13 protein-coding genes are annotated in these 13,297 nt (G+C 70.6%); 6 read left to right on the top strand and 7 right to left on the bottom strand.

Features of this window, described 5'->3' with window-relative positions; all coding sequences use genetic code 11:
* Positions 1-14: 14 nt before the first annotated feature.
* On the bottom strand, positions 15-1,283 hold the full coding sequence (locus ACFVW8_RS02900) for a P1 family peptidase (protein ID WP_389685775.1): 1,269 nt from the start codon (positions 1,281-1,283) through the stop codon (positions 15-17).
* Between the two features lie 206 nt (positions 1,284-1,489).
* Here ACFVW8_RS02900 and ACFVW8_RS02905 point away from each other — a divergent pair, with 206 nt between their 5' ends.
* From ACFVW8_RS02905 to ACFVW8_RS02930, 6 genes are all read left to right on the top strand, one after another.
* Positions 1,490-2,641: an MFS transporter gene (locus ACFVW8_RS02905; protein ID WP_389685776.1), complete on the top strand. Its 1,152-nt coding sequence runs from the start codon at positions 1,490-1,492 to the stop codon at positions 2,639-2,641.
* Positions 2,638-4,962 carry a molybdopterin oxidoreductase family protein gene (locus ACFVW8_RS02910; RefSeq protein WP_389685777.1) on the top strand — a complete coding sequence of 775 codons (2,325 nt, stop codon included), beginning with the start codon at positions 2,638-2,640 and terminating at the stop codon, positions 4,960-4,962. Before ACFVW8_RS02905 ends, ACFVW8_RS02910 begins: the two co-directional genes overlap by 4 nt.
* A gap of 7 nt (positions 4,963-4,969) precedes the next feature.
* Positions 4,970-5,572: a 4Fe-4S dicluster domain-containing protein gene (locus ACFVW8_RS02915; protein WP_389685778.1), complete on the top strand. Its 603-nt coding sequence runs from the start codon at positions 4,970-4,972 to the stop codon at positions 5,570-5,572.
* On the top strand, positions 5,569-6,270 hold the full coding sequence (locus ACFVW8_RS02920; protein ID WP_389685779.1) for a ubiquinol-cytochrome c reductase iron-sulfur subunit: 702 nt from the start codon (positions 5,569-5,571) through the stop codon (positions 6,268-6,270). The genes ACFVW8_RS02915 and ACFVW8_RS02920 overlap by 4 nt, the downstream gene beginning before the upstream one ends.
* Positions 6,267-6,647, top strand: a complete 381-nt coding sequence (locus ACFVW8_RS02925) for a hypothetical protein (RefSeq protein WP_389685780.1) — start codon at positions 6,267-6,269, stop codon at positions 6,645-6,647. Before ACFVW8_RS02920 ends, ACFVW8_RS02925 begins: the two co-directional genes overlap by 4 nt.
* Positions 6,648-6,721: 74 nt before the next feature.
* Positions 6,722-6,949: a hypothetical protein gene (locus ACFVW8_RS02930; protein ID WP_389685781.1), complete on the top strand. Its 228-nt coding sequence runs from the start codon at positions 6,722-6,724 to the stop codon at positions 6,947-6,949.
* 85 nt (positions 6,950-7,034) lie between these two features.
* On the opposite strand, the gene ACFVW8_RS02935 is transcribed toward ACFVW8_RS02930, so the two are convergent.
* The 6 genes from ACFVW8_RS02935 to ACFVW8_RS02960 all read right to left on the bottom strand — a co-directional run bounded on the left by ACFVW8_RS02935 (position 7,035) and on the right by ACFVW8_RS02960 (position 13,163).
* Entirely contained in the window at positions 7,035-7,496 is a 462-nt protein-coding gene (locus ACFVW8_RS02935; protein ID WP_389685812.1) for an MscL family protein, read from the bottom strand.
* A gap of 174 nt (positions 7,497-7,670) precedes the next feature.
* Positions 7,671-8,177 (bottom strand): RcpC/CpaB family pilus assembly protein, encoded by a 507-nt coding sequence (locus ACFVW8_RS02940; protein ID WP_389685813.1) that lies wholly within the window; start codon positions 8,175-8,177, stop codon positions 7,671-7,673.
* 311 nt (positions 8,178-8,488) lie between these two features.
* A complete protein-coding gene (locus ACFVW8_RS02945) occupies positions 8,489-9,322 on the bottom strand; it encodes an S-methyl-5'-thioadenosine phosphorylase (RefSeq protein ID WP_389685782.1) in 834 nt (277 codons plus the stop codon).
* 86 nt (positions 9,323-9,408) lie between these two features.
* Positions 9,409-9,774, bottom strand: coding sequence for an FmdB family zinc ribbon protein (locus ACFVW8_RS02950; protein WP_389685783.1), 366 nt, complete (start codon positions 9,772-9,774; stop codon positions 9,409-9,411).
* A 66-nt stretch (positions 9,775-9,840) separates the two neighbouring features.
* Positions 9,841-11,124: an MFS transporter gene (locus tag ACFVW8_RS02955; protein WP_389685784.1), complete on the bottom strand. Its 1,284-nt coding sequence runs from the start codon at positions 11,122-11,124 to the stop codon at positions 9,841-9,843.
* Between the two features lie 413 nt (positions 11,125-11,537).
* Positions 11,538-13,163 carry a potassium/proton antiporter gene (locus ACFVW8_RS02960; RefSeq protein ID WP_389685785.1) on the bottom strand — a complete coding sequence of 542 codons (1,626 nt, stop codon included), beginning with the start codon at positions 13,161-13,163 and terminating at the stop codon, positions 11,538-11,540.
* Positions 13,164-13,297: the final 134 nt, after the last annotated feature.

Here is a 13,297-nt window from a genome sequence, read left to right on the forward strand (position 1 = left end):
TCGTCCGAACTTCCTTACGTGGAGGGTGAGTCGGTTCCCCGTCCGCTGCCGTCGTCCGGCTGTCGCGGGGGCCGCCGGGTGCCGTAGAGATCGCTGTATGCGGGATATGTGCCGCCGCCCTCGCGGCCGTTGACACCCGTGGCCGCGCGCACGGCCTTCACGATGGCACGCGTCACGGCCTCCGCACCCGCTGCCAGCAGGTCGTTCAGCGCGATCGGGTTCGCCGGGTCCAGCGCCCGCCCGCCGGTGGCCAGTGCGAAAACGGTGTCCCCGTCCGTCAGCAGATGCACCGGCCGGATGGCGCGCGCCAGTCCGTCGTGCGCCGTGCCCGCGAGCTTCTGTGCCTGTGCCCGGCCGAGACCGGCGTCCGTGGCGACGACGGCGAGTGTGGTGTTGAGCGGGGGGCGTGCGTTCGCGTCGTGCGCCTGTGCCAGGCGCTGTTGCGCCGTGTGATGGATCTCCGGAGAGGGGGTGACGGCCGGCTCGGCGGCGCCGTACTCGCCGTACAGCACCCCGGTACGGGGATCGAGTACCGAGCCCGCCGCGTTCACCACGACCAGGGCGCCCACCGTGATCCCGGACGGCAGCAGAACGCTCGCCGTCCCCACCCCGCCCTTCAGCTGTCCGGCGACCGCGCCCGTGCCCGCGCCGACACACCCCTCGGCGACCGCCGCGCCCGGCTCGGTGCGCGCGGCGTCCTCGACGGCGGCCCGGCCGGTCGACGCGTCCGGACGGGCCCGCCAGTCGCCGCCCCGGCCCAGGTCGAAGAGGCACGCCGCCGGGACCACCGGAACGACCTGCGCCGGATCTGCGCCGACCCGCACGCCGCGTCCCTGCTCCTCCAGCCATGCCATCACCCCGGATGCGGCGTCCAGGCCGTACGCGCTGCCGCCGGTGAGGACCACGGCATCGATGTGCTGCACCAGGTTGCGCGGGTCGAGCGCGTCCGTCTCGCGGGTGCCGGGGCCGCCGCCGCGCACATCGACGGCGGCGACGGCGCCGCCCTCCGGTGCGAGGACCACGGTGGTGCCGCTGAGCGCGCCCTTCCCCGCGAGCCGCGCATGCCCGACCCGCAGCCCGGCGACATCGGTCAGGGCGTCCAGTCGGTCCGAGGGGGCGGGTGTGTGCGGTGTGTGCGACGTCCGGGGCGCGGCCGACGGCTCCGGTGGTGTGGGGGATCGGGGTGGCTCCGGGGGCTCGGACGGCCCCGACGGTGTGAGGGATCGAGGCGGCTCCGGGGGCCCGGACGGCTCCGACTGGTCTGTGGCGTCGTGGCCGGTCATGCGGTGCTCCTCGTCATGCGGATGGCTGCCTGCGGGCCCGTGCACGGCGAACGTACAGTGCCGGCCGTGGCCGCACGGCCGGTAGTGGGACGCGGACCGGCTGGGGTGCGAATCGGGCCGCTCCTGGCTGTCGCCGCCCGCGACGCGCTCACTCCATAGAGCCTCAAAACAGGACCAATCACCTTATGCAGTCCTACGGTGACGGAGTGACCGAGCCACCAGAATCCTCCGCTGCCGCCGCGCAATCCGCCCCTGGACCGGGCGCCGGCTGGTCCGCGGCGACCGGTGCCCCGCCGTCCGCCGACGGACCGGTCCGCCGTGGTGTCTCGGTACCCCGCTCCGCCACCGCCCGTGCGACCGCGGCCGGCGTCATCGTCTCGCTCCTGCTCGTCGTCGCGATCGTGCTCGGCAGCAGGTTCCTGGAGAACTTCGACTCGGCACTTCTGCCCTATGCCGTGGCCACCGTCTTCCTCGCCTTCGGAGTGGCCTACCGCTACACGGTCTGGGTCTCCGCGCCCGGGGCCCGGCGGCTGTTCAAGAAAGGCTGGGGGAGCCTCTTCTCGGTCGCCAACTTCCGCAAGGCCCCCACCGCACTGCCGAGGATGATCGCCACCTACCTCGGCTTCCAGAAATTCCTCGGCGCCCGCTCGCACGCCCGCTGGGCCGCCCACCAGCTGATCTTCTGGGGCTGCATCCTCGCCTCCCTGATCACCTTCCCGCTGACCTGGGGCTGGTTCACCTTCACCTCAGGCAGTGGGTCCGGCCCCGGCTACGAGATGCGTATCTGGGGCTTCAAGATCATCGGATTCGACTCCCTGGACATTCTGGGCTGGCTGATGTTCCACGGCCTGGACATCGCCGCCGTTCTCGTCATCCCTGGCGCCTCCTACTTCCTGTGGCGCCGGATGAAGGACCGCGGCGCCATCACGGGCCAGCGGTTCGCCTACGACCTGGTGCCGCTGATCGCACTCATCGTCATCTCCGTGACCGGCCTGCTGCTCACCTTCTCCTCGATCTTCCTGCACGGCGGCGGATACGAGTTCCTGGCGATCCTCCACATGGTGTCGGTGGTCTTCACCCTCATCTACATCCCGTTCGGGAAGTTCTTCCACATCGTCCAGCGCCCCGCCGCCGTCGGCATGCAGCTCTTCAAGTACACCGGCCGGCAGGACCAGGAGGTCTTCAGCTGCCGCCGCTGCGAGGAGCCGATCGACACCGCCCCGTACGTCGACAACCTCCGCGGCACCATGCGCGACCTCAGCCTCGACTTCGACGCGTGGGCCGAGTACTGCCCGCGCTGCAAGCGGGTGCTGCGTGGCAGTGCCTATCTCTCCCAGGTGAAGAAGGGCTTCAAGTGACCGCGGACCCCCGAGCGGCCGACCCCCTGGCGATCGTGCCCCTCGACCCCTCCCTGGCACCGCCGGGCACCCGCGGGTTCCGGGACGCGGGCGGCATCCCCGCCGACCAGTGGCACGCCGACCAGAACGGCGAGACGCTCGTCCCCACCCACTGCTGCTTCTGCGGCGTCCAGTGCGGGATGTATCTGCGCGTCGACCGGGCCGGCAAGGTCTTCGGTGTCGAACCCCGCAACCACGACATCAACCGGATGCGCCTGTGCCCCAAGGGCATCAACGCCTATCAGCAGGTCAACCACCCCGACCGGCTCACCGCCCCGCTCATGCGGCGCTCCCGCGACGAGGACTTCCGGGAGGTCTCCTGGGACGAGGCCCTGGACTTCACCGTCGCCGAGATCAAGCGTATCCAGCAGACGCACGGGAACGACGCGTTCGGGCTGCTCGGCGGAGCCAGTCTGTTCTCGGAGAAGACCTATCTGGTCGGCAAGTTCGCCCGGGTCGCCCTCAAGTCCCGGCACGTGGACTACAACGGCCGGCTCTGCATGGTCAGTGCCGCCGGCGCCAACAAACTCGCCTTCGGTATCGACCGGGCCGGAAACCCCTTCTCCGACATCCTGCTCACCGACTGCCTGCTGATCGCGGGTTCCAACGTCGGTGAGTGTTTCCCCGTGATGACCCAGTACGTGTGGGGCGCCCGGGACCGAGGGGCCAGCCTGATCGTCATCGACCCGCGCGAGACGGCCATCGCCCGGACCGCCGACATCCATGTGGCCCTCAAGCCCGGTACCGACTCGGCGTTCTTCAACGCCGTGCTGAACGTGGTCATCGAGGAGGGGCTCACCGACGAGAACTACCTCGCCGCCCACGCCACCGGCTGGGCGGAGGTGAAGGCCAAGGCCGCCGAGTACCCGCCGGCCAGGTCCGCCGAGATCTGCGGGGTCCCGGCCGAGCAGATCGTCCAGGTCGCCCGCACCTTCGCCCGCGCGCCCAAGGCCATGGCCTGGCACGCGCGCGGTATCGAGCACCACTCGCAGGGCGTCGAGAACTGCCTCACCGTGATCAACCTCTGCACGGCCACCGGGCACATCGGCAAGCCCGGTGCCGGATACGGGACCATCACCGGCCAGGGCAACGGCCAGGGCGGCCGGGAGCACGGCCAGAAGTCCGACCTCCTGCCGGGCGGCCGCTCCATCATGAACGAGGAGCACCGCCGGCAGATCTGCGAGATCTGGGGCATCGAGGAATCCGAACTCCCGCCCGCCGGAACCTCGATGATGGAAATGGTCTGGCAGATGCAGCGCCGCGAGATCCGCGGGCTGATCGGCATCTGCAACAACCCCTTCGTCTCCCTCCCCAACTACAAGGTGGTCAAGGAGGGGTACGACGCGACAGAGTTCCATGCCCAATTCGACTTCTTCCTTTCCGAGACCGCTGCCAATGCCCATGTCGTCTTCCCCGTCACCACCTGGGCCGAGGACGAAGGGGTGATGGCCAACGCCGAGGCCCGGGTCGTCAAGCACAACAAGGCGCAGGACCCGCCCCCCGGCGTACGGACCGACACCTGGGTGATGTGCGAGCTGGCCAAGCGCCTCGGCGCGGGCGACAAATTCGAATTCGCCGACTCCCGAGCGGTCTTCGACGAACTGCGGGTCGCCTCCGCCGGCACCGTCAACGACTACTACGGCATCACCTACGAACGGCTGGAGGAGACGGGCGGCATCGCCTGGCCCTGCCCCTCCACCGACCATCCCGGCACCCCCCGGCTCTTCGAGGACGGCAGGACCTACCACCCCGACGGCAAGATCCATATGCAGGTCGTCGAGTGGCACCCGCCGATGGACCCCTACGACGACGAGCACCCGATGTCCCTCACCACAGGGCGCACCGTGGCGCACTTCCTCTCCGGCAACCAGACCCGCCGCCTGGGCGCCCTCGTCGAACAGACCCCGCGCCCCTGGGCCGAGATCCACCCCTCCCACGGCTTCCGCAACGGTGAACCGGTCCGCGTCGTCACCCGGCGCGGCAGCGAGGTCTTCCCCGCCCTGGTCACCGAGGCGATCCGCCCCGACACCGTGTTCATCCCGTACCACTGGCCCGTCCCCACCGCCGCCAACGCGCTGACCATCGACGCCCTCGACCCCCGCTCCAAGATCCCCGAGTACAAGGTCTGCGCCTGCCGCATCGAGCACGCCGAGAAGATCGACGAGGTCCCCGCGCCCCCGGTCGCGCCGGGCCATGTCGCCTACCCGGAGACCCAGGTCTCCCGTACCGACCCGTTGCCGCCCACGTCCCCGCAGGGCCGTGGCACCTCGGAGAGGAGCTGAGGCCCGCATGATGGGCAGAACGATCTTTATCGACCCGGGGCGCTGCATCGGCTGCCAGGCCTGTGTCTCCGCCTGCCGGGAATGCGACTCGCACCGCGGCAAGTCGATGATCCACCTCGACTACACCGACGAGGGCCAGTCCGTCGCCTCCCTTCCCACGGTCTGCATGCACTGCGAGGACCCCGTAGCCCCGTGCGCCGAGGTCTGTCCCGCCGACGCGATCCTGGTGACCGCGGACGGGGTGGTGCAGCAGGCGGACACCACCCGCTGCATCGGCTGTGCCAACTGCGTCAACGCCTGTCCCTTCGGCGTCCCGAAGATCGACCTCCAGGCCAAGCTGCAGATGAAGTGCAACCTCTGCTACGACCGCACCGCCTACGGTCTCGCCCCCATGTGCGCCACGGTCTGCCCGACGGGTGCGCTGTTCTACGGAACCCTCGAGGAGCTCCAGGCGGAACGCCCCGGCGTCCAGGTCGCCGACACCTTCGTCTTCGGTGAGAGCGAGGTCCGCACCGGCGTCGCCATGGTCGTCCCCGCCGACCGGGTCCAGTGGCCGGTGCCCGGCGGCCTCCCCGTCGTGGAGATCAACGGGAAGGACGTCCGCCGGTGAGCGTCACCGAACAGCCGCCCCCCGGAGACCCGCGCGAGGCCCTGCACGACCGGATCGCCGCGGACTCCCTCACCACCCGACGCGACTACCTCCGGATCGTCGCCACCGTCTCCGGCGGACTCGCCGTCGGCGGTCTCGGCGTCGCGGCCGGCATCCTCCCGCGCCACGGCGACCCCGACGACGCCAAGGCACCCGCGCCGAAGCGGGTCAGTACCCATCTGCTGCCCGGGGAGTCAGTCTCCTTCCGCTACCCGGACGAGGAGGACCGCGCGGTCGCTGTCCGGCTCAATGACGGGACCCTCGTCGGCTACTCGGCGATCTGCACCCATCTCGCCTGCGCCGTGCTCTGGCAGAAGGACCGGGGTGCCGAGGGCGAGCTGTACTGCCCCTGCCACGAAGGCGTCTTCGACGCCCGCACCGGCGAGGTCACCGCAGGACCGCCGCCCCGCGGACTGCCCAAGGTGGTGCTCACCGAGGAGACCGACGGCAGCATCTGGGCCGTGGGCACCACCCGCTCCGGCGAGAGCATCGAGCACGGGCTGTGCCGCCAGCTGGGCGACGACCGCTCGGACCTCGCCTCCCGGATCGGCTGCCCCGGAGCCAAGCAGGGCGCAGAGGCCCCTGCCGCCGGCGCCTCCGGCCCGGCGGCCACCGGCGCGGCCGGGACCGGCCCCGAGACCCCGGGCGGGCGGACATGACCGATGCCCAGCAGCCCGAACCCGGTCCGCACCACCCGGAGTACCACCCGGGCAGCGCCCGCCCCGAGCTCAACCGGCCCGTTCATGAGCGCTATCCGCAGATCCGGCCCACCAGTGGCTACGGCGACCCCCGCGTCCGCCGTACCGGACCGGGGCCGGGAGCCGGCACCGACCAGGAGCCGGAGCGCTCCTCGAAGCTCACAGCACGGCTGACCCTGGCCATGACCGTGGTCATCGGGCAGCTCTGGGGCCTGACCGTCATCATCGACGAATGGATGGAGGGCAACTCCGGCACCGCCTGGTGGGGGGCCGGGTTCCTGTGCCTGTCATTCCTCGTCGTGCTCGGCCTCTGGGCGCTGGACCCGAAGGACCGCTGAGCGCAGCCGCGCCGGGAGGGCGGCTGTACCTGGGAGGGCGGCCGTACCCTGGAGGGCGGCCGTACCCTGGAGGTATGAGTACCGCCCCCGCTCCCGGACCGCGTGATCCGAAACCGGACCCGTCGGACCAGCCGGACCCGCCGGACCGGCAGAAGCCGAAGCCGGCACTGGTCTTCGACGATCCGCTGGACCGGCAGTCCTCGGACGACACGGACCGGGGCTGGGGTGAGCGGGCCCCTTCCGGCGGCAGCGCAGCAGACCTGGCCCGCTTCCTCGACGAGAAGCCGCCGCACCACATCTGACTCCGCGGCCCCGGCCGCTTCCGCCGGCTTCCCCGGGCCTGTCCGGTCGTGGACCGAGGTACGACTTCGATCTGCCGGAAAGGCCCTACTCCTCGCGCTCCGGCCCGGACGTCCGGCCGAGGTCCCCCTCCGCCGGGCCGCTGCGCTGGGCGACCAGCGCGTCGCGGATCTCCTTCAGCACCTCCAGCTCGCTGATCTCCATCGTCTCCTGCACGCCCTCCTTCGCCGCCTGCGCGGCCGCGCGCCGGGCAAGGTACTTCGCCATCGGCAGGACCATCAGGAAGTAGACGACGGCAGCGGTGATCAGGAAGCTGAGGGTGGCGCTGAGCACCGAGCCCCAAAGGATCTTGATGCCCTCGGTCGCCTCGCCCGTCTGCGGGTCCGTCACGCAGGGGCCCTTGAGGCAGGAGCTGTAGTTCTCCAGGTCCTTGGTGCCGAACGCACCGACGAGCGGATTGATGACCCCCTTGACGATCGCGTTCACGATGTTGCTGAACGCGGCGCCGATGACGACGGCGACCGCCAGATCGATCACGTTGCCACGCATCAGGAAGGCCTTGAAGCCGTCCAGCAGATTGACCTTCTTCTTCTCGCTCAAGGGTGAGCCGTCCTTTGCATGTGCCGTAAGAGGAGCGAACTCCTCCGCAACCTACGGCAGTACAAGGTGGAACAACCCAATGCGGCACAGGGCTCGGGTGACGTGATGGCGCGTCAGTACGAATCAACACAGAATCACCGCAAGTCCGGCTGAAGCCCCCACGCCCGCCAGCGTCGCGGCCGTGGCGCGCGGTACGGACAGCACGATGAGCGCCCCGTTCTCCGTAGAGCCGTCGGTAGAGCCGTCGGTAGAGCCGCCGGCGGAGGCCTGTGGCACCTGGCTCACCCGCGCGTTCTTCGCCAGGACCCGGGCATCGGCGCCGGGCCCCTCGGACGCGATGACGTCGACGTGGTCACCCGGCCGCAGCAGCCGGACGGTCGCCGCGTCCGCGATCCGGACCGGGGCAGATACCAGCCGGACCGGCGGCGACGCCCGCTCCCGTGCCGCCCCGGCCGTATCCGTTGCCGCGCCCGCCGTCCCGTGTGCCGTGCCGCCGTCCCCGCTGCTGCCCCCGCCCCCGCCGAAACCCGAGGCGGCCAGCGCGGCCGCCGTCAACGCCAGCCCGGCCGCCACCGCCCGTCGCTGTCGCCACACCGCCCGTCGCAGTCGGTATCCACTGCCCCCGCGCACCCGCACCGGCGGGAACGCCGGCACCCCGCAGGGTACGGGCGCGGGGGTGCACATCGGCGGAGAGCCGGAAGGGAGAGCGGAGCGCGAGGGAGTGGACGATTTGGTCGAGCCGGTCGAAAGCATGCCAAACACCGCCTGGGGAAAGGGAGTCGGTGAACCCGGGGAGTGCGTCGCCCCGGATGAACAGCCCTCACGATCCAGCATCCGCGAGATTCCCGCCGAGCCCTGTGGACGGCCCGGCCGATGTGGAAAACTCCCTCACCCGCCGCGCCCCGCCCGTCCGTCCCTCTCTCCCTTGCCTGCCGCGCGGCCTACGGCAGCTCGATCCCCGTGTCGATCCCGTCCAGCGCGTGCGCGCACAGGCATGCCCGGTCGGCCTCAGGGGGCAGCGCGGCCACCGCGTCGAAGAGCACCGAGCGCAACCGGTCGACATTGGCCGCGAACACCTTGAGCACCTCTTCGTGGGAGACGCCCTCGCCGGCCTCCGCGCCCGCGTCCAGGTCCGTCACCAGCGTCATCGTCGTGTAGCAGAGCCCCAGTTCGCGGGCCAGGACAGCTTCGGGGTGTCCGGTCATGCCGACCACCGACCAGCCCATCGCCGCGTGCCAGCGCGATTCGGCCCGAGTCGAGAAGCGCGGCCCTTCGACGACCACCAGCGTCCCGCCGTCCACGGGCTCCCACTCCCGGCCCCGGGCCGCCGCCAGCGCGGCCTTGCGCCCCTCGGGGCAGTACGGGTCCGCGAAGCCGAGGTGCACCACGTTCGGCGCCACCCCGTCCGCCCGGGTCTCGCCGTCGTAGAACGTCTGGACGCGGCTCTTCGTGCGATCCACCAGCTGGTCCGGTACGAGCAGCGTCCCGGGCCCGTACTCCGGCCGGAGCCCGCCGACCGCGCACGGGCCGAGCACCTGCCGTACGCCGACCGAGCGCAGCGCCCACAGATTGGCGCGGTAGTTGATGCGGTGCGGCGGCACGTGGTGGCCGCGTCCGTGCCGGGGGAGGAAGGCGACCCGACGGCCGCCGATCTCGCCGAGGAAGACGGAGTCGCTCGGCTGTCCGTAAGGGGTCTCCACGCGAACCTCGGTGACGTCCTCCAGGAAGGAGTACAGCCCCGAGCCGCCGATCACACCGATCTCTGCGTTTGCCATGCCGTCACACTATCGGGGCCGTAAACGCCCATGACCCCGCCGATGTGGATCAGCGGGGCCAGGGGTGAAACAGGTGGGGCGTCGGCTCAGGCAGCCGACGAACCGCTCGAGGAGCCCGAAGAAGAGGAGCTCGAAGAACTCGACGACGAAGAACTCGAAGCGGACGACGTCGACGACGAAGAGGCCGAGGACTTGGTGTCCGACCCCGTCGAGGACGACGATCCGGAATCGGAGGTCTTCGCGGCGGCCGGTGCGGGCGTGCTGCTCGACGAGGAGCCACGGCTGTCGTTCCGGTAGAAGCCGGAACCCTTGAAGACAATGCCGACCGCCGAGAACACCTTCTTGAGGCGTCCTTCGCAGCTCGGGCACACCGTCAGGGCGTCATCGGTGAACTTCTGCACCGCTTCGAGGCCCTCGCCACACTCGGTGCACTGGTACTGATAGGTCGGCACTTGTTCCTCCTGGCACTCTGACTCAATGAGTGCTAACGACGCTCCATAGTGACGTATTCCGCTGGATCAGTCCACCGTGACCGGCCCGCGGTGACCGATACCACGTGCAACGGTCCGCCCTGGGGTGCTCGGTACGAGCCGGGAACGCAGGGTCAGCAAGGTCGCCAGCGCCAGCACCGTACCCACCAGCGGCACCAGGAATCCGGTGCTCGCGCCGTGGGCGTCCGCGAGCTGTCCCGCGACCGTCACGGCGGCCGCCTGGCCCAGCGCGACCGCGCCGGTCAGCCAGGTGAAGGCCTCGGTCCGGGCGGAGTTCGGGACCAGTGCCTCGACCAGTGTGTAGCCGCTGATCAGGGCGGGGGCGATGCAGAGACCGACCAGCAGCCCGAGCCCGGCCAGCAGGGGCACGGAGTGCACCGCCCACAGGCCCGACGCGGTCAGGGTCAGCGCCGCGTATCCGGCGATCAGCCGGCGCCGCGGCCCGGTCTTCCAGGCGATGGCCCCGCAGGCGATGCCGGCCAGCATGTTGCCGGCCGCGAAGATGCCGTACAGCACCCCGTTCGAGCCGGGGCTGCCGATCTCCTCGGCGAAGGCGGTCAGTGAGACCTGCATGCCGCCGAAGACCGCGCCGATCCCGAGGAAGGCCACCGCGAGGACGCGTACTCCCGGTACCGAAAGGGCGGATGCGTGCCGCGGGGAGCCGGCGGTCCCGGCCTCGCGCACCGTCGGCTGGGTGGCGCGCTGGGCGGCGAAGAACAGCCCGCCGACCAGCGTCAGTGCGGCCTCCGCGACGAGGCCGGCGGCCGGATGTATGCCGGTGCACAGCGCGGTGGCGATGACCGGGCCGATGACGAAGGTGAACTCGTCCGTCACCGATTCGAAGGCCGCCGCGGTCGACATCAGCGGCGAGGCCTCACGGCCGGGCGCCGCTCCGAGCACGGCTGCCCAGCGGGCCCGCACCATGGGCCCGATCTGCGGGATGGAGGCGCCCGTCGGCACGGCCGCCAGGAACAGCGCCCAGATCGGGGCGTCCGCCAGCGCGAGCACCGTCAGGGCCGCCACGGACGCCGCGTGCACGAGGACGCCGGGCAGCAGGACGGCCCGCTGCCCGAACCGGTCGGCGAGCTTGCCGGTCTGCGGCGCGAACAGGGCCATGGAGACCCCGCTCACCGCGGCGACGGCGCCCGCACTGCCGTAGGAGCCGGTGGTGTGCTGGATCAGCAGCACGATGCCGATGGTCAGCATGGCGAAGGGCTGCCGTGCGGCGAAGCCCGGCAGGAGGAAGGTCCACGCACCCGGAGTGCGCAGCAACTGCCCGTATCCGGGGCGGTCGGAGACCGTGGACACCACGGTCCATGCCTTTCTGCCGCCTGGTGGCCTTGCTCCCGCAGGCGGGCCGGCACGTGGGTGCGGACCCGGTCAGGAGCTGCCGAGAGCTGTCCTCTTCGCGCGGAACTGCGGTAGATGCCGGGCGCTCGCAGCAGAGGCGGAGGACGCCACGACCGCCATACGGTCGCGCCAGCTCTGCGTCAGGCAGAGTTGGTCGTTCAAGATCGTTCGAGTGTCGATCGTTGAGTATCGGTGGATCTGAATCTGGGTGGACCGGTCCCTGCCGGATGCCTTCCGTACGGAGGTGCGGCACCGGGGTGCGTCACGGCCGTACGGGGCATGGACAGGTTTCCCTCATGGTACAGGCGGAATGGCACCCGTACCTGCGAATGCGCGCCAGTCACCCTCCGTAACCTACGAACGCGGGCGTGTGCTCACCGGTGGGCCTTCTCTTCGCGAGCCTTCGCTTCCCGGTTCCTCGCCTCGCGATGCTTCTCCTCGCGGGTCTTCGTCGCCCGGTCCTTCGTCTCGCGCGACGAAGCCCCGTCCGGCGTCCTGCCCAGCTTCTTCACTGCTCTGAGCGCATTGGACACATGCGGTCCGGTGAAGGGTTCCGCATGCTCCGGGTGGGGCTCGGTTCCGAGCCAGCCGGCCAGCTTGCCGCCCTCGCCGACCGCGCGCAGCCGCGCCTCCGTCGCGTCGCGCACCGGATCGGTCGCCACGACGAGCAGTTCGTCGCCGCGGCGCAGTACGGTCGGCGGCGTGGGGACGAAGCTCTTGCCGTCCCGTACGACGAGGGTGACCGCGGCGCCCGACGGCAGCCGCAGTTCGCCGACCTCGACGCCGTGCATCTTCGACTTGGCGGGGATGGCCACCGACAGCAGATGTCCGCGCAGCCGCTCCAGGGGCGCCGACTCGATGCCGAGGTCGGCCGTCTCGGACGGGTCGTCGGCGATCTTGAGGGCTTTCGCCAGCCAGGGCAGGGTCGGTCCCTGGATGAGGGTGTAGACGATGACGAGTACGAAGACGATGTTGAAGACCCGGGTGGAGCCCTCGATACCGGACACCATCGGAATGGTCGCCAGGATGATGGGCACGGCGCCGCGCAGCCCGGCCCATGACATCAGGGCCTTCTCCTGCCAGGGCAGCCGGAACGGTGCCAGCGAGAGGAAGACCTCCAGCGGCCGGGCCACCATGGTGAGCACCAGGCCCACGACGACGGCGGGCCAGAAGTCGTCGAGCAGGTCGTGCGGGGTGACCAGCAGACCGAGCAGCACGAACATGCCGATCTGGGCCAGCCAGCCGAGCCCGTCGGCGAAGCCGCGGGTGGCGGGCCAGTGCGGCAGCTTGGCGTTGCCCAGGATCATCGCCGCGAGGTAGACGGCGAGGAAGCCACTGCCGTGGGCCATGGCGCCCGCCGCGTACGCGGACACGGCGATGGCCATCACGGCGATCGGGTAGAGGCCGGAGGCGGGCAGCGCCACATGACGCAGTCCGTACGAGCCCAGCCAGCCGACGGCGATGCCGATGGCCGCGCCGATGGCCAGTTCCAGGGCTATCTCGCCGACCAGTACGTACCAGTGGTCCACCGGACCCACGGTCGAGAAGGCGACCACGAGAATCACCACAGGGGCGTCGTTGAAGCCGGATTCGGCCTCCAGGACGCCGGTGATCCGGGAGGGCAGCGGAACCTTGCGCAGGACGGAGAAGACCGCGGCGGCGTCCGTCGAGGAGACCACCGCGCCGATGATCAGTGCCTGCCGCCACTCCAGGCCGACGAGGTAGTGCGCCCCGGCCGCCGTCACGCCCACGCTCACCGCGACGCCGACGAGGGAGAGCATCACGGCCGCGGGCAGCGCGGGTTTGATCTCTTTCCACTTCGTGCCCAGTCCGCCCTCGGCGAGGATCACGACGAGGGCGGCGTAGCCGATCACCTGCGTGAGTTCCGCGTTGTCGAACTTGACGTCGAAGAACCCGTCCTGGCCCATGGCGATACCGATGCCGAGGTACAGGAGCAGACTCGGGAGCCCGCTGCGTGACGAGATCCGTACCGCCGCCACCGCGACGAGCAGGACAAGTGAGCAGACGAGCAGGAGCTCGTTGAGCGCGTGGACAGTCAGTGGCCGGATCCTTCCCTGCGGACGCCTGCCGGATCGTTTCCCGGCAGCCGGTACTTCGTTACCTTACCTAATCT

It is taken from the genome of Streptomyces sp. NPDC058221 (assembly GCF_042882365.1).
In the GTDB taxonomy this organism is placed as follows: Bacteria; Actinomycetota; Actinomycetes; order Streptomycetales; family Streptomycetaceae; genus Streptomyces.

Bases quoted from the DNA above. Each gene is read 5' to 3' on its own strand.
- ACFVW8_RS02900 (WP_389685775.1), bottom strand. From the start codon at position 1,283: ATGACCGGCCACGACGCCACAGACCAGTCGGAGCCGTCCGGGCCCCCG.
- ACFVW8_RS02915 (WP_389685778.1), top strand. From the start codon at position 4,970: ATGATGGGCAGAACGATCTTTATCGACCCGGGGCGCTGCATCGGCTGC.
- ACFVW8_RS02925 (WP_389685780.1), top strand. From the start codon at position 6,267: ATGACCGATGCCCAGCAGCCCGAACCCGGTCCGCACCACCCGGAGTAC.
- ACFVW8_RS02930 (WP_389685781.1), top strand. From the start codon at position 6,722: ATGAGTACCGCCCCCGCTCCCGGACCGCGTGATCCGAAACCGGACCCG.
- ACFVW8_RS02935 (WP_389685812.1), bottom strand. From the start codon at position 7,496: ATGCGTGGCAACGTGATCGATCTGGCGGTCGCCGTCGTCATCGGCGCC.
- ACFVW8_RS02945 (WP_389685782.1), bottom strand. From the start codon at position 9,322: ATGGCAAACGCAGAGATCGGTGTGATCGGCGGCTCGGGGCTGTACTCC.